Origin of the sequence: Petroclostridium sp. X23, from assembly GCF_030013905.1 — a bacterium.
Lineage (GTDB): Bacteria > Bacillota > Clostridia > SK-Y3 > SK-Y3 > X23.
Genome location: NZ_CP124862.1, coordinates 4,760,646 through 4,780,883, shown reverse-complemented (window position 1 = coordinate 4,780,883; position 20,238 = coordinate 4,760,646). Strand labels below are relative to the sequence as shown.

Annotated in this window: 15 protein-coding genes; 4 read left to right on the top strand and 11 right to left on the bottom strand. The window is 38.4% G+C overall.

Annotated features, from left to right (window positions below; all coding sequences use genetic code 11):
- Positions 1–49: 49 nt before the first annotated feature.
- From QKW49_RS22525 to QKW49_RS22495, 7 genes are all read right to left on the bottom strand, one after another.
- Positions 50–1,579 carry a cobyric acid synthase gene (locus QKW49_RS22525; protein ID WP_282864881.1) on the bottom strand — a complete coding sequence of 510 codons (1,530 nt, stop codon included), beginning with the start codon at positions 1,577–1,579 and terminating at the stop codon, positions 50–52.
- Between the two features lie 215 nt (positions 1,580–1,794).
- A complete protein-coding gene (locus tag QKW49_RS22520; protein ID WP_349239057.1) occupies positions 1,795–3,186 on the bottom strand; it encodes a cobyrinate a,c-diamide synthase in 1,392 nt (463 codons plus the stop codon).
- 183 nt (positions 3,187–3,369) lie between these two features.
- Positions 3,370–4,389 carry a zinc-binding alcohol dehydrogenase family protein gene (locus tag QKW49_RS22515; RefSeq protein WP_282864880.1) on the bottom strand — a complete coding sequence of 340 codons (1,020 nt, stop codon included), beginning with the start codon at positions 4,387–4,389 and terminating at the stop codon, positions 3,370–3,372.
- 221 nt (positions 4,390–4,610) lie between these two features.
- Positions 4,611–5,246, bottom strand: a complete 636-nt coding sequence (locus QKW49_RS22510; RefSeq protein ID WP_282864879.1) for a GntR family transcriptional regulator — start codon at positions 5,244–5,246, stop codon at positions 4,611–4,613.
- Positions 5,247–5,554: 308 nt separating this feature from the next.
- Positions 5,555–7,219, bottom strand: a complete 1,665-nt coding sequence (locus QKW49_RS22505; RefSeq protein ID WP_282864878.1) for a sodium:solute symporter family protein — start codon at positions 7,217–7,219, stop codon at positions 5,555–5,557.
- A gap of 123 nt (positions 7,220–7,342) precedes the next feature.
- The gene (locus QKW49_RS22500; RefSeq protein WP_282864877.1) at positions 7,343–7,522 is read right to left on the bottom strand and encodes a symporter small accessory protein; all 180 of its coding nucleotides are present in this window, start codon (positions 7,520–7,522) and stop codon (positions 7,343–7,345) included.
- Positions 7,523–7,936: 414 nt separating this feature from the next.
- Positions 7,937–9,013 (bottom strand): transaldolase family protein, encoded by a 1,077-nt coding sequence (locus QKW49_RS22495; protein ID WP_282864876.1) that lies wholly within the window; start codon positions 9,011–9,013, stop codon positions 7,937–7,939.
- A gap of 584 nt (positions 9,014–9,597) precedes the next feature.
- Between QKW49_RS22495 and QKW49_RS22490 the strand changes: the two genes are divergently transcribed.
- Positions 9,598–10,017 carry a hypothetical protein gene (locus QKW49_RS22490; protein ID WP_282864875.1) on the top strand — a complete coding sequence of 140 codons (420 nt, stop codon included), beginning with the start codon at positions 9,598–9,600 and terminating at the stop codon, positions 10,015–10,017.
- Between the two features lie 68 nt (positions 10,018–10,085).
- Here the strand turns inward: QKW49_RS22490 and nifJ are convergent, their stop codons facing one another.
- The 3 genes from nifJ to QKW49_RS22475 form a co-directional block, all read right to left on the bottom strand.
- Complete coding sequence (nifJ, locus tag QKW49_RS22485; protein ID WP_282864874.1) at positions 10,086–13,613, bottom strand: pyruvate:ferredoxin (flavodoxin) oxidoreductase; 3,528 nt, start codon at positions 13,611–13,613, stop codon at positions 10,086–10,088.
- A gap of 720 nt (positions 13,614–14,333) precedes the next feature.
- Positions 14,334–15,161, bottom strand: coding sequence for a histidinol-phosphatase HisJ family protein (locus tag QKW49_RS22480; RefSeq protein WP_282864873.1), 828 nt, complete (start codon positions 15,159–15,161; stop codon positions 14,334–14,336).
- 98 nt (positions 15,162–15,259) lie between these two features.
- A complete protein-coding gene (locus tag QKW49_RS22475; protein WP_282864872.1) occupies positions 15,260–15,589 on the bottom strand; it encodes a hypothetical protein in 330 nt (109 codons plus the stop codon).
- 232 nt (positions 15,590–15,821) lie between these two features.
- On the opposite strand from QKW49_RS22475, the gene QKW49_RS22470 reads away from it, so the two are divergent.
- Complete coding sequence (locus QKW49_RS22470) at positions 15,822–17,756, top strand: NAD(+) synthase (RefSeq protein WP_282868217.1); 1,935 nt, start codon at positions 15,822–15,824, stop codon at positions 17,754–17,756.
- Positions 17,757–17,809: 53 nt separating this feature from the next.
- Here QKW49_RS22470 and QKW49_RS22465 read toward each other — a convergent pair whose 3' ends face one another.
- On the bottom strand, positions 17,810–17,953 hold the full coding sequence (locus QKW49_RS22465; RefSeq protein ID WP_282864871.1) for a hypothetical protein: 144 nt from the start codon (positions 17,951–17,953) through the stop codon (positions 17,810–17,812).
- Between the two features lie 334 nt (positions 17,954–18,287).
- On the opposite strand from QKW49_RS22465, the gene QKW49_RS22460 reads away from it, so the two are divergent.
- Both QKW49_RS22460 and QKW49_RS22455 read left to right on the top strand, forming a co-directional pair.
- Entirely contained in the window at positions 18,288–19,250 is a 963-nt protein-coding gene (locus QKW49_RS22460) for a MotA/TolQ/ExbB proton channel family protein (RefSeq protein WP_282864870.1), read from the top strand.
- A 46-nt stretch (positions 19,251–19,296) separates the two neighbouring features.
- Positions 19,297–20,238 carry an OmpA family protein gene (locus QKW49_RS22455; RefSeq protein WP_282864869.1) on the top strand — a complete coding sequence of 314 codons (942 nt, stop codon included), beginning with the start codon at positions 19,297–19,299 and terminating at the stop codon, positions 20,236–20,238.

Genomic DNA, 20,238 nt, shown 5'->3' with positions numbered 1-20,238 from the left:
TATTTCTATCATTTTTGCAAGTAATACTCATATAAATTTCATAAAAGCATTATTCTATTCCTTTTACTATTTTATATATAGCATGCATATCGAGATGCTCACGAACCATCTGCGCTATTTTGTCATACTCCCTTTCCTTAAACTCTTTAAAGGAAACTTGCTCATCCTTTATATCTCCCAAACCTTTTTTCTCTCTGACATTATTTAGAAGCCCTCTAAGGAATTTCGTATTATCAAATATCCCATGGATATATGTTCCAAAAACATTTCCCTCATCATTACAAAATCCATCTGCTACCGTAACGCACTTGTCCAGTCTTTGTACGATCTCTGTTAGCGGCCTGCATCCTTCTCTCTGCTTGCTGATTCCCATATGAATTTCGTAACCTTCAATATCATATTCATCTAATCCTTGCAAATACAAACTTCCATAAGCATAGACCTTCGCCTTCACCCTTGTGGTCACTTTTTTACTTTCAAAGGTTGTGGTCAAGTTTAATAAATTCAGGCCTCTGATACTCTCAAGATTGGATTCAGTATGTAACGGATCATGAATCTCTCGGCCCAACATTTGATATCCTCCGCATATCCCGATGATCAACTTTCCGTTTTGGTGTAAATCATTTATTTTTCTTTCCAATCCGGACTCACGGAGATATGCCATATCTTCTATGGTATTTTTAGAACCGGGAATAATCAATATATCCGGTTCACCCATTTGTTCGGCTTTTGAAATATATCTGATACTAACATCCGGCTGATTTTCCAATGCTACGAAGTCTGTAAAATTAGATATATGAGGCAACCGGATAATCGCGATTTCAATCTCTTGTGATCCTACTGTTTTCTTTTGAAATCTCTCACTTACACTATCTTCATCCTCTATATTAATATCCCCATAAGGGATTACCCCCAACACCGGAACCTTAATAATATCTTCCAGCATCCTTAAGCCCGGCTCAAGAATCTTTACATCGCCACGGAACTTATTAATGATGACTCCTTTTACTCTCTTCTTTTCTTCTTCTGTCAGCAGCAGCATAGTCCCGGCCAGAGAAGCAAAAACGCCGCCTTTGTCAATATCTCCAATCAGAACAACCGGTGCGTCTGCCATTTCGGCCATTCCCATGTTAACAATATCCTTATCTCTCAAATTGATTTCCGCAGGACTTCCGGCTCCTTCAAGTACGACTATATCATTTTGCGCTTCCAGCTGATCATATGCCTCTTTAATTCTTTGTGCCAGTTGAGGCTTGAATTCATGGTATTCAACAGCCGACATATTCCGCAAAACTTCACCCATTACGATGACCTGGGCTTTTCGGTCAGTGGTGGGCTTTAAAAGAATAGGATTCATTTCAACCGAAGGCTCCAGTCCGCAAGCTTCTGCTTGCACCACCTGCGCTCGGCCCATTTCTTTTCCGTCATTCGTTATATATGAATTCAATGCCATATTTTGTGATTTAAATGGTGCTACTTTATATCCGTCCTGTTTGAATATTCTGCATAAAGCAGTTGTCAGCAAGCTCTTTCCCACCGACGATCCGGTGCCTTGGAGCATAATACATTTACCTTTCATCTGTTTCACCTACCATTCTGCCAGATGCCCGGCACTATAAGTCCGAAGCAACTTAACTAATATATTATTAAGTTAGGAGTGGAAAGTGGGGGGTGGGGAGTGTCTTATGCTCTCCTCACCCCCCACTTTCCACTAAAGCAATATATTCCATGTAAAATCTTTAATGCATTTAATATAGCATAAAAATAAGTTGTTCTCCCGTGAACTGTGAACTACTACGTCTTTTTTTGTGGTAATTTCACACACTTATTCAAAAAATGCTGTACTATTACAGGATTGCTCCAAAAATGTACATGCGCGTATCCTGCAACAATATTATGCAGGGTATATCCGCACTTCCAAGTATCAAGTATTACTCCATCCCTTTGTTTTGTTACCTTATAACAACATCCATCATCTTGAATCTCTACCACTGAACGATGAAATTCATGCGCCCGGAAGGTTGTCCCTTTTTCTCCAATAAGGCAGTTAATGCCGAGTTCCACATTCACATATCCGAAACGCTGCAATCTTGCCGTCATCTTGCTATGGCCGTGAAATATACCTACCATATCATATGTCTTACCTTCAAAGTCTTGGATGCTTTCAGTAAGATACATCAATCCTCCGCATTCGGCATAAGTTGGAAGTCCTTTTTGAAGTGCCTGCCTTATAGACCACCGCATTAATTGGTTTTGTTCCAGCTCTTGAGCAAAAACTTCGGGAAATCCCCCTCCTAAATATAAACCATCTAATTCTTCAGGTAATTCCCTGTGTTCCATCGGACTAAAGTATATCAGCTGGGCACCTAGTTTTTCTAACAGATCAAGATTGTCCTCATAATAGAAATTGAATGCTTTGTCTTTGGCCACACCAATTCTTACTCCATCAAATGTTTGCATATCCGAAAACAGATGTCTGCATTCCTCTAACTCGTCGGCAGCATAAGCAATCTCCATAAGCTTTTCCATGTCAACATACTGCTCAACCAATTGGCGGATTTTATCCATTTTACGCTGCAAATCTCCCATCTCGACACTTGGCACCAATCCAAGATGCCTGCTTGAAAGACTGATGTCGGTATCGTTAGGAATATATCCCAATACCGGCGTGCCCGTATCTCTTTCGATAATCTCTTTTAAAAGTTGAAAATGCTTTTGACCGCTCACCCTATTAATAATTATTCCCGCAATTCTGACCTCCGGATCATATAATTTATATCCCAGTACCATCGCCGCAGCACTGCTGGAGATACCTCTCCCATTAATGACCAGTATGACGGGAGCCTTTAAGATTTTTGAAACATGCGCTGTGCTTCCACTGTCTTTTGTCGTTCCAAAGCCGTCATAAAGTCCCATTACACCTTCAATAACGGAAATATCCGCCTTTTGCGAATGGTCATTGAATAAGTATTTGATAGTATTATCTTCCAGCATCCAACTATCCAAATTTCTAGACTTATTCCCTGTGACATAGGTGTGATAAGCGGGGTCTATATAATCCGGCCCTACTTTATAGGGTGCGACGCTTAAGCCGCGCTTTTTAAGCGCCGCCATTAATCCTAACGATATGGTTGTTTTTCCCGTGCCGCTGTGCGCACCGGCAATGATAAATCTAGGCAGTTTCAAGGGATTCACCTCAAGAAATAACCTGAACTGTTTTTCCAGGTTATTGTATTATTTATACTTGATTATACACGAAGAATTCCGGTATAACAATGCTATAACCATAAAACACCGCACCAAATAAAAAAAGGATGATGATAAAATACATATCACTATCCTTTTTACAAATGAAGTCTATTAATCAATCTAAAATTCTAATACAACCTTCAACATACTTCCTGCATTTTTATTAAAATCATCAAATGCTTTTTCAGCATCATAGGCACTATAGGTGTTTGTTATGATTTTTTCCAAATCAACTTGGCCTTTCGAAACAATATCTATCAGTTGTTCAAAATCTTCTTTAAGGGCATTTCGTGACCCGTAAACATTAAGCTCTTTTTTCTGTATCATAGTAAAATTAAAGTCAAGATTTGATTTACCGACACCTATGAGTACCACTCTTCCTCCAAACGCCGCAGCATCTATACAGTTTTGGAAGGTGGAGGGCAATCCGACTGCTTCAATGGTCACATCAAATCCATCATTGCTTGTAAATTCATCCACTTTGGCTTGAAAATTCTCCGGACTATCATTTAAAATTACACCGTCCGCTCCAAGCTCTAATGCATGATCCAGCTTACCTTGGGCAACGTCGCTGACATACACCTTTGCTCCAAATTGTTTAGCTGCTATCATTGCAAGTACGCCGATGGTTCCGGCTCCGATGATCAGCACTTTTTCCCCTGCTTTGATATTCGCACGCTTTACACCATGATAACTGATGCAAAATGGTTCAATGAGGGCAAGTGCCTTTGGTGAAAGTCCTTTTCCGCTATAAATACGTTCAATAGGCATAGTGATATATTGAGCAAATGCCCCTTCTCTTTGCACACCCATCGTCTGGTTGGTGGTACAGCAATTAACCAAACCTCGACGGCATGAATAGCATTTTGTGCAGTTAAAATACGGATTGGCTGTAACAACCATGCCCTTTTTTAAACCTTTGTTATTATCCCCTATTTCAACAATTTCAGCCGAGAATTCATGCCCGGGAGTCCGTGGATAAGATACATACGCAAATGTTCCGCGGTAGGTCCCTAAATCCGATCCGCAGATACCTCCATATAGAAGTTTAAGAAGCGCTTCTCCTTCTGCAGGTACAGGCATTTTTCCATCATGGATTTTTACTTTGCCAGGCTCTGTAATTACTATACTCTTATTCATTGTACCCTCCTATATTATTCACAAAATAAGGTGTTATATACTTGTTGTATACATCATAATATGCAATGATTATATAACTATCCCTACATATTGTCAATATGAATGTGCTCTTATATGTCTAATTTCCAACCTATTTGATAACGCCAAGAAACTTATACTTTATATTAGTAATAATTATGCTATACCTTGCTTCTCCATGTTATTTATAAAAACTTACCGAATTACATCAATATGCTGGACAAAGCCGCTTTCTTAGAATTGTCCAGATGATTACACATGCTCATTGCTGCTTCTTCTATCTTGTGCTCTATTAATAGTTTAATAATATTCAGATGCTCTTCTTGTGTTTGCTTAAGCCTTTGATCTACTTTATTTCCGGATAATATACGCATACGTTGCATTTGATTATATATATAATCCATCATCTGTAGAAAATATTTATTATTACTGCTCGAAACAATAAAGCGATGAAAATCATCATCTACTTGATAAAACTTAGCTGCGCCTTCTTTATCCATATGGTCTATAATGGTAGCATACATCCGCTTTAATGATTGCTTATCAATATCTTCACCACTTGTCCGGATAATATACGGTTCAATACTATGTCTCACCTGATAAATCATATTAATTTCATTAATAGATAATTCAGATACGATGACACCTTTTTTAGGCATGATGGTCACAAGATTTTCCTGCTCCAATTTATTCAGAGCTTCACGTATAGGCGTCCGGCTGGAATTAATCTCCTCCATCAAGATGCTTTCATTTAAAAAAGTATTTGGCAAGTACTCACAATTAACAATCTTCGATTTGATGATGTTGTATGCTTTCTGCTTCAAGTTTTCTTTTTTCACGTCGTTAAGCTCCTTATATTATTTCAGAAACAACTCTATATAGATTAGCATAAAACAAGTTGCTTTTCAACTATATATAACGCATTAAAGAAATTACAGCAGCAGTAGGTTTGGGGTGGTGTATGTTTCCGTAAGAGACCGTCCACTGTTTGAACGAAGTGAGTTTGGGCGCGTCTCTGAAGGACACACACACCATCTCAAAACCGTTTGCCAATGTAAAAACTTTAATGCGTTATATAATTGAACTGAGTTTTCCACGAAATAGAAAAGAAGCAAAGAACATTCTTTGCTTCTTTTCTATTTCCATCTTACCCTTCTGCTACTAATTTTTTATCATAGGCTTCCTTTTCAATTCCTTGATAGCAAGATTTCAAATGCTCTTCCGGAATATCACATTTATACAACAAGCTCATACCGATAGTAACAATAATGGAAATAGGCAGCGCGATAAAAATCGGATCTACCAATCTCCAGATAGTTCCTTGCGCAATAGTGTCGACTCCGAATATAAGTTTACAAAGCAGCAGCTTCTTTGATTCAGCTTCATGTACGAACAACATCCAAAAAATACTGGAAACAAAACCGGAAACAATACCTGAAATCGCAGCAATTTTCGGCATATTCCTAAAATATAAAGCACCAATGTAAACAGGCAGAAATGATGCCGCACATAGTCCGAAGAATAATGCCGTACCCGAAGCAATAATCAATTTACCCTCTCCTTGTAAATAAACCGGCAGAAAATATGCAAGGAAAGTGGTAACCAAGATTGAAAACAATACACCTATTTTTGCAATCCATACACTTTTATTGCTCTCATCATTTTGTTTATAAAACAAGTCCCTTCCTATGGCCGTACCCATGGCATGGAACTGTGAACTTAATGTGGACATCCCGGCAGCCAGCATGGTAATTAAAAATATGGAGCCAAACCATTCCGGTAAATAGGTCTTTATAAACAATGGGATAATATTATCCGGATTTGGAGGATTCCCACTGGCTAATAATGCGATCTTTCCAATATTCGGATCATTGAAAAAATATACATTCGATAAAGCACCAACGATAAACGCTACACCTGTCATCATTAGAATAAAAATCCCTCCGATAGGAACCGCACGATTCAATTCCCGATTGCTCTTTACCGTCATAAATCTAACTGCAAGCTGTGGTTGGGCCAGCACGCCAATTCCGACACCCATAACAATGGTAGATACTAATGTCCACCAATTTGGAGAACCCCATTTCGGCATAGCACTCCACCCTTGAAAGCCAGCCTTTACCATGCCGCCCACAGATTTTTGAACTTCCGCATTATTAAGCATTTCTCCCAAACGGATATGCGCTTGTGTAACCCCACCCAAATTCTTATACGTGAACCCTAAAAGTATAATCATACCGATAAACATAATGGATGCCTGAAAAGCGTCGGAATACATCACACCTTTCATACCGCCCATCGAGACATATATCGCAACGATTACTGCAAAGAAGAACAGCGCTGTATTATAATCAATACCAAAAGCCGTTGCCAGGAAATGGGTCGCACCTATCATTACTGCTGCCGCATATAAAGGCATAAATAAGAAAATAATTGCTCCTGCAAATTTTTGAATAAATTTCGACTGAAATCTGATGGCTAATAATTCCGGGAACGTATGGGCGTTTAGATTATGGCCCATCTTCCTGGTTCTCTTTCCAAGAAGCGCAAACGCAACAAAAATTCCTACAAAAATATTAAGAAAAGTAAGCCATAACAGCCCCATACCGAATACTCCTGCAGCGCCACCAAATCCGACAATAGCTGAAGTACTGATAAAAGTCGCCCCATATGACAGTGCCATAACCATAGGATGAATCTTTCTTCCGCCGATCATGTAATCATTAGAATCTTTTGTATGCTTGTATCCTAGAAAACCAAGAAATGCCACAACAACAAGATAAATAAGAGTTGTAATAATAACGATAGACATAGTTTACCTCCTCAAAAAATTTGATAACTCTTTGAAAAGAAGTAAGCTATTTCCCGGGTATTTGACTATTCTCCTACCCCAAACCACTAACTTCCTACGATATATGGGCATTATATTTTTCTACTATAATGCTTCTTCTATTTCATGTTCAGTTTTCTCCCACTTAAGCTCCTCAAGGATCTCAATGGGTTCATCTTCCTGCCCCTTGTTCCAATTATATATACCATATGTTAAACAAACAATGGCACTGATGATACACAGTAAATAAGCTGATAAAATTCCAAAATCATTTATACCCAGCACTAAAAGCCCCCCTTTCTCCAATATACACCCCATACCAAAATACAATCATCCATATCATTCACACAGACTCGTACCCCGCGAACATCTGAGAACAAAATTTCAAAAAAGCATTTGAAAAGTTAATATATTTAATAAAATAAAACAAAAATAAAAAAACCCAAATAAACCCTGGAAACTATTCCAGAGTTAGAAGGGTTTGTATCACAAATCTATAGGAATCCCCTTCCATACTACCATTCTACAAATATTATCATTCTACAATATCATATGATCTACCATGCTACTATGCGATTAATATTATCATAAAAACCTTCCAAAGTCCATACCGGGATATAAAAAAAGGCTGCTAGGTAGTTACGTTTACCAGCAACCTGAATATCTTTTATTGAAAGAATCCAATTTGTTTTACTTCCTCTATTTTACTGTAATCATCATATCACGAATCATACGAATCAAATCGTCATATCCCGCTAGGAACTGAAGCAATGTTCTCGAAGTTGCACCATAGGTTTCAAACTGTTCAACAGGCATGCCGTCAGGCTGATATGCCTTATTGAAATCCGGAAAATGTTTTGCAAGCTGTTCTATAATCTTCGGATCTACAGGCTTATCAATACGGGGCTCTGTCGTAATATCCGAATGATTGAATCTTTTAATCCACTTATTGGTTATGGTGAGCGCCATATCCGCACCGATAAACTCAGACCACTGGAGATGGTTTCTGTAGGCTGCTGCCAATAACTGTGTTCTATAGCCTTTTTCCTTGTAGATTTTGTAGGCGTTTTTCATTACTGCCACACCGGCCCATTCCAGACATACCGGGTCAACGATCACGTCATCTCTCTCTGCAATCGCTTTTAACCAGTCATCCAGTCTGCCTACCATGATAGTACATACCGGATGCATCCATGATGTGTCTTTTCCTTCGGCTTCACGTCTCTTTAATCCTCTTTCAACAGCTTCCGCAACTGCTAAAGCTTGGGGAACAGTAAAGCTAACCGTTGCATTAATACTGATACCCTGGTATGTAGCCTCTTCAAATGCCTCAATACCCGCTTTTGTAGTTGGCATTTTTATCTGGATATTAGGCGCCAGGGTTCCAAAATGCAGCGCCTGTTCAATCAGCAGCTTAGGATCCTTATAATATTTTGTATTGGTTTGTATAGAAATACGTCCTTTTTGGCCTTTTGTTTTTTCATAAATTGGATAAAGTACCTTTGCACCTGCTACCGCCATTTCTTCATTCAATTTCCACGCAATATCGTCCTCTGTTGCTTCAGGCATCTCTTGAATAAGCTCTTTAATCCTGTCTTTATACAGGTGCATTTCTTTCTTAAGGACTTCTCCTACAATCACCGGGTTGGTTGTCGCTCCAACTCCACCGTATTCCATTGCATACTCTAACTCGGATATTGAACACGAATCATTCCAAAAATCTGTCGGTGTCGTACTTGCCATCTCATGTAAAGCACTCTTATATTGATTGCTCATCTTTTTTACTCCCTTGCTTTAATTTTTTATGATTTATTACAGTGTACAATAATTCTTCATCGATAAAGATTACTATTTAAATATACAGGTTTTGATCAGATATGTAGTAACAGTAGCCAGATTATTATTCCCGGCACAAAAGATCAGCGTATAACCACAAAAACCATTAACGTAAAATGCATTGGATCATTCTTTATTTATACTATTATTAGTTTTCCGGCTATGTAGTTGTAATACAAATTATTGATTATTTAAATTATATTATACATATGACTATATGTCAACAAACAAAAACCTTAGTAATTTTGTGTATAAATTTAATAACATGCTAACGTTATAGTTACATCTGTAATACATATTGTTTGACCAAAAAAGTGTCTCCTTATCTTTTAAAAAACCATTTTTAAATATTATCGTAATGATTTTGTCTTAGGCCTAAGCAGTACGAACCTTATTACCATATCAGAAACATTGGTTGTCAGCCCCTCCTTAGTGTAAGTACTTGAAACATCATATAAGATTATGTAACCTCTACCAGCATTAAGTCATATAATATATTATAAATACTTTTTGGGGGTAGTATTATGAATAATTATTATATTAATCAACCACCGTTTCCTTTTGGTGAGGGAGGAAGAGGCTTCGGACCCGGCAGACCTGATGGTCCCGGCAGCCCCTTCGGTCCATCTTTCCCTCCCGGATTCCCACCTGGACAGCCTGGTCCCGGCGCCGGTGCTCCAACGACACCACCGCCATCAACAGTACCTCGCAGACCAACCGGTGTCGGACAGCCCGGTCAGCCCGGCTTATTCTTTGTTGATCCGGGAGCAATACGGCAATGTTTATACCAATTCGTCTACATTTGGCTGGTAAACGGTCAGCAATTCTGGGTATGGCTGGTGTTTGTCGGACCAAACTCTATTGCAGGATACAGGTGGACTGGGTTTAGATGGGTCTACTTCGGAACAGACTTAAGAAATATTGATACCTTTGTATGTTACTAAGAGCATAGATATACCTGAAAAAAGACGGCTCACCATGGTGAGCCGTCTTTTTAATGATTCTAATTTATTTATTCAGCAGCTGCAAGTCTTGCATAACTTTGGTATCTTTCCTTCGCATGCTTCTCAGCCAGCGCGAATAGTTCTTCTGCTTTTTCAGGGAAGGTTCTGGTAAGTGAAGAATAACGAACTTCTCCCATTAAGAAATCTCTGAATGAAGCAGTTGGTTCTTTTGAATCAAGGATGAACGGATTCTTCCCTTCTTCTTTCAATACAGGATTGTATCTGTACAGATGCCAGTACCCTGCTTCAACAGCTTTCTTTTCTTCAAGCTGTGTACAACCCATACCTACCTTCAGACCATGGTTGATACATGGTGCGTAAGCGATAATGAGCGATGGTCCCGGATAGCTTTCTGCTTCCGTGATTGCTTTTAATACCTGACTCTGATTTGATCCCATTGCAACCTGTGCAACATAGACATAACCATAAGACATAGCAATCATACCGAGATCTTTCTTTTTCACAACCTTACCGGATGCAGCGAATTGCGCAATTGCACCGGTTGGTGTTGCTTTAGAGGATTGTCCTCCTGTATTGGAATATACTTCAGTATCAAATACAAGCACGTTCACGTCTTCACCGGAAGCCAATACATGGTCCAAGCCGCCGAAGCCGATATCGTAAGCCCAGCCGTCTCCACCGACGATCCATTGTGATTTCTTCACGAGGAACTCTTTCTTTTCTATGATTTCATCAAAGATCTTCTTCGCATCCGCATTGCTGCCGTCATAAGCGATTAAAGCAGCAATCAGCTCTTTAGAAGCTTTCTTTGAGCCATTTCCATTATTCATGTTTTCAACCCATGCAGAAAGTAATCCTTTTAATGCATCGGAAATATCTAATCCCATTGCTTCATTACAAAGATCAGCAAGTCTGCTTCTGATTTGTTTTACGCCTAAGAACATACCATAGCCGTACTCTGCATTGTCTTCGAACAATGAATTTGCCCATGCCGGTCCATGACCGTCTTTATTTAAGGTATATGGTGTTGCAGGTGCACTTCCGCCCCAGATGGATGAACATCCTGTTGCATTAGCAATCATCATGCGGTCTCCATATAACTGAGTAACAAGTTTTGCATATGGGGTTTCTCCGCAGCCTGCGCATGCTCCTGAGAACTCGAGTAATGGCTCTTCAAACTGGCTGCCTTTTACTGTTTCAGGATTCATCGGGTTTTCCTTAACGGAAAGCTGCATAGCATACTCCCAGTTTTCTATTTCTACAGTTTGCGTTTCGATCGGCTTCATCACCAACGCTTTTTCTTTAGCCGGACACACTTCTGCACAGTTTCCGCAGCCTGCACAATCAAGCGGTGATACCTGCATTCTGAAGGTATAGTTTTCCATTCCTCTTCCGGTTGCCTTCTTAGCTGTGAATGTTTCCGGAGCTTTTGCTGCTTCGTCAGCATCTACTAAGAACGGACGTATTGCTGCATGCGGACACACGTATGAACACTGGTTACACTGAATACATTTGTCCATATCCCATTCAGGAACGTCAACAGCAATTCCTCTTTTTTCATATTTGGAAGTACCCTGTGGGAATGTTCCATCTTCTCTTCCAACAAAAGCACTGACCGGAAGCTTATCTCCCTGCTGGTTGTTCATCGGTTCCATAATGTCTCTGATGAAAGCAGGAACTTCTTTTGTAGCAGCAGCTTCGTCTACTGAATCAGCCCAAGATGCAGGTACTTCTATCTTCTTAACAAGTTCGATACCTTGATCTACAGCAGCGTAATTCATTTGAATGATCTTATCGCCTTTTTTACCATAGGACTTCACGATCGCGTCTTTCATGTAACGTACAGCATCATCAAGCGGAATAATTTTAGCCAGCTTGAAGAACGCAGCCTGCATTACCATGTTGATTCTGTTGCCTAAGCCGATTTCTTTTGCAACAGTAACTCCATCAATGGTATAAAGGCTGATATTATGCTGAGCAATATATTTCTTCATTTCTGCCGGAAGTTTTTCTGTTAATTCATCTACAGACCATCCGCAGTTTAACAGGAAAGTTCCCCCATCTTTTAGGTCGGAAACCATATCGTACTTGTCTACATAGGAAGGATTATGACATGCTACAAAATCCGCCTTGCTTACAAGATAAGTTGATTTAATAGGCTTCTTACCGAATCTTAAGTGAGATACAGTGATACCTCCGGATTTCTTTGAATCATAAGAGAAATATGCCTGTGCATACATATCTGTATGGTCACCGATAATCTTAATGGAGTTTTTGTTTGCTCCAACAGTACCGTCGGAACCTAGTCCCCAGAATTTGCAGCTTACTGTTCCTTCTGCCGCAGTATCAATCGCTTCTCCCAAAGGCAGAGACAGATTGGTTACATCGTCAACAATTCCGATGGTGAAGTGGTTCTTAGGCTCCTCTTTCTTCAGGTTGTCATAAACTGCTGCGATTTGAGTAGGCGTAGTATCTTTTGAACCTAAGCCATAGCGCCCTGCTACGATAACAGGTCTGCTTGCTTTGTCAAAGTATGCAGTGCATATATCTTGATATAACGGTTCTCCGATTGCACCCGGTTCTTTTGTTCTATCTAAAACAGCGATCTTTTTCACGGTATCCGGAATTGCTTTAAATAAATGTTCAATAGAGAACGGTCTGTATAAACGAACCTTTACAAGACCTATCTTTTCTCCTTTTGCCATCAAATAATCGATCGTTTCCTCAATCGTATCACATACGGAACCCATCGCAACAATAATTCTATCCGCGTCAGGCGCACCATAGTAATTAAATAATTGATAATCTCTTCCTGTAATCTTGCTGATTTCTTTCATATATCCTTCTACAACTTCCGGAAGCTCATTATAAAATTTGTTACATGCTTCACGTGCTTGGAAGAATACATCAGGATTTTGTGCTGTTCCTCTTAACACAGGATGTTCAGGATTTAACGCATTTTTTCTGAACGCTTTTACCGCATCCATATCCACTAATTTAGCGAAATCCTCATAATCAATTGCTTCAATCTTCTGTATTTCATGAGAAGTTCTGAAGCCATCAAAGAAATGTAAAAATGGTACCCTTCCTTTAATCGCACTTAAGTGCGCGACTCCTGCCAAATCCATTACTTCCTGAACATTAGTAGCTGCAAGAAGCGCAAAACCTGTTTGTCTGCATGCCATGACATCGGAATGGTCTCCAAATATAGACAGCGCGTGACTTGCTACCGCACGGGCACTGACATGCAGTACGCCTGGTAGTAATTCACCTGCGATTTTGTACATGTTAGGAATCATTAGCAACAATCCCTGTGATGCAGTAAAAGTAGTAGTAAGTGCTCCTGCTGCCAATGAACCGTGAACTGTACCTGCCGCTCCGGCTTCTGATTGCAGCTCAGCTACCTTGACCTCTTGGCCGAAAATATTTTTTCTGCCATTTGCTGACCATTCATCAACATGTTCTGCCATTGGTGATGAAGGTGTGATTGGGTAAATACCTGCAACCTCAGTAAAAGCATACGCTACATATCCGGCAGCAGTATTCCCATCCATAGTCATCATTTTCTTTGCCATTTAAATACCCCCCAAGTAATTAGTAATTTGATATGTAATTAAAACTTCCAAATCAGCAATAATATTGCTGCCACATTACTCTTTAACTACATATCTTTTGTATATTGTATACACATAGGTGTATTCATTATATACCCAAAAGATTATCAGTTAAACCTTATAAAATTGATTACTGCATCTTGAATTACGGTATATATTACCCCATACTTATTATAGTACTTGATTGTTTTAGTGTAAAGTAGTTTTACAGATATTTATGAATAAGTTTTTATTCCTCAATGTTTTATAAATACGGGTCTTTGACAGTTGCAACATTTCAGATAGCCTGTAAAGCCTTGCAATAAGCAGATTTACGTGTCAAATTTTCTTATTCAAAAGTGCGTACTTTTAAGTGATTTTTCTAAAATACTGTTGAATTTCACATCATTACTGTCGATATGAAAAATAGTAGCAAACGCACTATTCACAAGGCATACAAAAAAGTACGCAATTTTTTATCAACACTATAATCTTAGAAATGCCTATCCCCAAGGGTTTGCAAGCTTTTTATGTTCTCTAACTGTCAAAGATGGGATAGTACTTGATTGTTTTAGTGTAAAGTAGTTTTACAGATATTTATGAATAAGTTTTTATTCCTCAATGTTTTATAAATATTTACATATCAGTAATTAATTACTGTATTTTGTATACACAACATACTATAAAAAAATTACTATTTTATCAAATAGCATATCCGATTTTTCTATGACCGATTTTCTTCCATTCCGGTTTCCTTTGATTATATGTTGTGATATACCGAAATCCTGCTTCTTCAGCCATCTGAATAGCTTCCTTAATTCCTTTTCCTATATCCTCGGCACAGTGCGCATCAGATCCTACGGTGATGATTTGCCCACCCATTTTTCTATATAACTTTAAAATGTCAAGTGATGGAAGACATTGCCCCATTTTTTGGCGTAATCCTGATGTATTGATCTCAATTCCCTTTTTATTTTTAATAATAATTGCAAGGACTTCTTCCAAATCTTCTTGATAATCCATTAATGAAATCTTCACACCATAATTGGCAGAATATCTCTTCGGAAGGTCCAGATGACCGATACAATCAAATTGGTTCCATTCCGCAAGGTGTTTCAATTGCCTGAGATATTGCTTGCAGTAATATCTGACATCTACATTTCTATAATCAAGCATACCCATATCAATATCCCCTGGCAGCTTATGTGCTGAGCCAAGTACAAAATCATAGGAATATGAGTTAATTAATTTTATCGAATACTCAGGGTATAACTGCGGCTGCCCCAACTCAACAGCCAGCTTAATTTTCAGTCTGTCTGCAAAAACAGCCCGAGCTTTTAGCACGTCAAAGAAATAAAACTGCGGACTATAATATTTAAATTCTTTATCTCCGCTCACAGGTTCAAAATGATCGGTAATGGCGATTTCCTCCATCCCTGCTTCTACCGCACGCTGGCACATTTCCATCACGGAATGATGCCCATCCGGCGAATTATTGGAATGCATATGATAATCATATAAATAATACATTGTGATTCCCCTTTAAATTTTGATACATTAAAATACATTTTGTCAATATTATATTACCACTTTATTGTAAATAAAATATTAAAATTATATTAAATTTACTATTCATATTTGTTAAATTGATCCAGATCCAATGTATTAACGGGTGTATCAAGCTGAATTTCATCTGCTGCTATTAAAAGAATCTCTGAAAGTTTCGCGCCGTTGGTTAATGCCTCCGACATCTCTTCCATTACAGTCAGTGCTAAACCATCATCTTTATATTTGTAAATCATATTGCGCAAATTATTATATACCTCTTGCTCGTCGGTAGCATCTATCTCGTTTTTAATCATATCGGTAAAAGTGTTGCTCATCCTATTTTTTTCATCTTCCAGCCTTTCTACATCTGTAAACACCGAAAATAAATTGCCCTTTTCTGCACTAGTCATAAAAAATCCCTCCTACAAATTATGATAACCAAATAATGATATTACTTGCATGGAGAAGTTTAACAGGTAGTTCACAGTTCACAGATTTTATAACCACAGCTTTTTTTAGTGGTCACTCACTATCTTATAAATAATTAGGGCTTTTTATAATTATTTTATAGTTGTTAAAAATAATATGTGGTATCATATATGGTAAAGAAATTGGAAGTTAGAAACTATGGGAGTTGATATGATGGATTTAGGATATATTCGAGTGGCAGCTGCCGTGCCGCATTTAAAAGTTGCAGATTGTAAATATAATACAAAAAGAATTATTTATCTTATCAATGAAGCTGTAAAAAATGATGTGCAAATGATTGCTTTCCCTGAGCTCTCCATTACAGGATATACATGCGGGGATTTGTTTCATCAGCAGCTGCTTATAGAAACAGCCGAAGACCAGCTGAAAGAAATACTGGATATTACGCATAACACCGAAATCGTGATTATGGTTGGTATACCTGTAAAAGCCGACAACCAGCTTTTTAACTGCGTTGTTGTGTTACAAGGCGGCAAAATTCTAGCTGCCATTCCAAAGACTTATATACCGAATTACAGTGAGTTCTATGAAAAACGTTGGTTTGCTTCTTCGGCAAATGCTGTAAGCGATTCTATTTGTCTATGTAACCAAGTTGTGCCCTTTCATACGAATATTCTTTTTAAAGATAGAGATGTTTGCTTCGGCATAGATGTCTGTGAAGACTTGTGGGTACCTATCCCCCCCAGCAGCTTTCACTGCCTGCACGGCGCCAATATTATATTTAATTTGTCCGCCAGCAATGAAGTAATCGGTAAGAATGAATACAGAAAATCACTTGTGATGCAGCAGTCAGCCCGATGTATGTCAGGATATATATATGTTTCAGCAGGCGGAGGGGAATCTACTACCGATGTGGTATTTGCCGGTCATGCGTTAATCACTGAAAACGGGAGTGCCTTAGCGGAATCTCAACGGTTTAGCCAAGAAGAACAGCTCATCATCAGTGAAATTGATGTTGACCGTTTAAATGCCGACCGTCAAAAATCCACCAGCTTTATGGGCTTGATGGGCAGCCATGACAACTTAAATAAGCATTATCAATATATTCCGTTTCGCTTAAAAAAATCGACTTTTACTCATATACTCAGGACAGTGGATCCATATCCGTTCGTACCTCAAAATGACTTGGAAAGAGATCAACGCTGCGAAGAGATATTCTCCATACAGGTCAGCGGCTTGTTAAAGCGTATTAGCCATACAGGATCCAAATGTGCCGTCATAGGAATCTCCGGTGGCCTGGATTCGACCCTTGCACTTTTGGTAGCGGTAAGAACCTTCGATGCTTTAAATATGCCTCGTAAGAATATCATAGGGATCACCATGCCCGGCTTTGGTACTACAGGAAGAACCTATAATAATGCACTTGACTTAATGAAATCCTTGGGAGTAACCATTAAAGAAATAAACATAAAAGATGCGTGCATGCAGCACTTTAAGGATATTGAACATAACCCCGAAAAGCATGATGTCACCTATGAAAATACGCAGGCCCGTGAAAGAACTCAGATTCTTATGGATATTGCTAACAAGGAAAACGGCCTTGTCATAGGTACCGGTGATTTATCGGAACTAGCTTTGGGATGGGCAACCTATAACGGAGATCATATGTCCATGTACGCGGTAAATTCCGGCGTTCCCAAAACATTGGTTCGCTTTTTGGTGAAATGGGTAGCTGAGAACCTTGTTAATGAGCGTTCTAAAAATACATTATTGGATATTCTTGATACCCCTGTAAGCCCTGAGCTGCTGCCTGCCAATGACAAAGGCGAGATAGATCAAAAAACCGAAGATATCGTAGGACCTTACGAGTTGCATGATTTTTTTCTCTATAACTTAGTAAGGTTTGGATTCAGGCCCGCTAAGATATATTTCCTAGCGCAAACCGCTTTTAGCGGTAAATATCCTGCCGAAGTCATCAAAAAATGGCTAAAAATATTTTACCGGCGGTTTTTCACGCAACAGTTTAAACGCTCCTGTCTTCCGGACGGTCCCAAGGTAGGTTCCATCAACTTATCCCCCAGAGGTGACTGGCGTATGCCAAGCGATGCAAGTTATAGACTATGGATGGATGAAGTTGAAGATTTATAGATATAAAAAGAGTACATAGATCTATGTACTCTTTTTATATCTTATGATAATATTTACAACGATGTCTCCTGCATTGTAATGTTGCCATTGGGTAGGTTCTGTGGTGACCATAGTACTTTATACGCTGCCAGCATAGAAATAAAGCATGCCAATAATACAAAAATAGTAACTGACTTCTTGATTCGTGGCTTTGACACACACATTCCCCCAAATATAAATTTTTAACTTATATAATATATATTCTACATTTATTATAAAATTCCTTCTTTTTTTTATATTTTTTTGTTTATTTTCACAATTAAGTTCATTTTTATTCTTTCAACCCCATGAATCATATATTATTCTAAGCCAAAAAAGTCTTTTACATCTTAATCCACAAAAATGTTTTTACCGCTAATTTATATGGTATAATTAAATTATATTTGTAAAATAAAACCTAAAAAGCCGCAAAAACGGGAACAAATTTACTTAAATGCTGTCTAAAGTATTATACAGCAAAAACACATATGATTAATTTAAGGGGGAATTATTTTGAATGCACTAACTAACCAGCTAAGTCCTTTTGCAATTGTCATTATCGTTACAATTAGTACAATCTTTATTGCAGCAGTTACATTAGCTATCATTATCCGCAATAAATATCACAAGATTTATAAGGATTTTTCCGCAGGAAAAGAAACCGGTGAAGATAAATTTGAATCAAAGGTGTTAACACTTATTGTGAAAAACTATATCGCATCGGCAAAAAAGAATTTGGAGGAGATCAATACACAAGCAATTATTGAAAAGCACTTCGCCCAAGAACATCGTTTTCTACTGCTGGGTGAACGATTTGTAAAGCATTCTATTTCACTTATGATCATCCTTGGTCTACTGGGAACCTTCTACGGCTTAACGCTTTCTATCGATAAGCTGGGCGAATTGCTGACAAATGGAAATAACATTGCCGCATTGGACTCTATGGATACTATTGTTAACGGACTTATTGCATCATTAAAAGGAATGTCGGTGGCTTTTATCACTTCACTTTTCGGAATAGCAGGTTCTATCCTCATTACCATCGTGAATATCGCTATCAACATTGAAGAAAAACGCGAAACACTGATGATAGAAATAGAAGAATTTCTGGACAATACGGTTTCTCTAGACTTTATTAACAACAAACAAGATGATTATCGTGCATTGGTAGAGTCGTTAGAAAATATTTTCGGGCAATATACTGCTAAGATGGATGATAATTACAAAATAATCACAAACAGCCTTACCGATAATCTTTCCGCTGCCGCTAGAGAAATGGAAAGTACTTCCTTAGCCATATTAAAAACCGTTCAGCAATTTGATAAATCCATCTCAACTTTTGTTGAGAATACCCGTGATTTTTCGCAATTTAATTATGAGCTAAGAACGAATATAGAGAGAATGAACGTCACCTTTGCTGATTTTACATCAGATATGAAAGCCGCTGCAAAAGTTTTTTCAAACAAGCAGGGTTAAATGATGAAACCAAACCGAACAACGGAAAAGAATCAGGAGGGTACTAATGAAAATAAGAAGGAGACATTTCAGACAAAGCAGTGAAGCACAAAACTTTTGGCCTTCTTTTACCGATATGATCTCGACCATCGCGCTGATTTTGTTTTTTCTTATGCTGCTTGCATACATACAAAACATCATTACCGGAAATAACCTTGAATACGCAAAGCAGCAGTTGATGGATACTGAAAAAAAGCTGGAAACTTCAAATATGGAAATCAAACATGCAGAAAACAATCTTAGACTACTTGAAGACCGCCTGGAAGATATCAAAGCTGAAGTAAAACAAGGCGAAATCGCACTTCAGATCTCAGAGCAAAAAATCGAAGAACAAAAGGATATCATCGCGGCAAGCAATAGAGAATTAGGTAATCTTAGAGCAGAACTTCGAAGTATCGCAGTATTGAGATTAGATGTATTAAAGAAGGTAAAAGAGTCCATAGAAGATGAACTGGGCAAAACAGATGATACAGGAAAACCATTGGTCACAATCGGAGAGAACGGAAATATCCGTCTAAGCAACAGCATTGTATTTGACCCGGATTCCACTACTATTAAAACCGAAGGCAAGAAAGTACTGAATGAACTGGCAAAGTCTTTCGAAGCAGTACTTAATGATAAGAATGTAAGAAAATATATTGACGCCATAGAAATTCAGGGACATACAGATAAACGGCCATATTTGGAACCTAACCGAAAACTGTCTACCGATAGAGCTACTGCAGTGGTAGACTATCTGATGAAATCCAATCCTACGTTAGCAAATAGGTATGGCGAATATTTTGCGGCAACCGGTTATTCGGAATACCGGCCTGTTGCTACCGGTAATACTGAAGAAGCCTGGGCACAAAACCGAAGAATTGAAATTGCCGTTATCTTAAAAGATCCGAATATACAAAACCTTATCGATAATTATCTCAAAGACTCTCTGGATGTCTTTGAACAATAA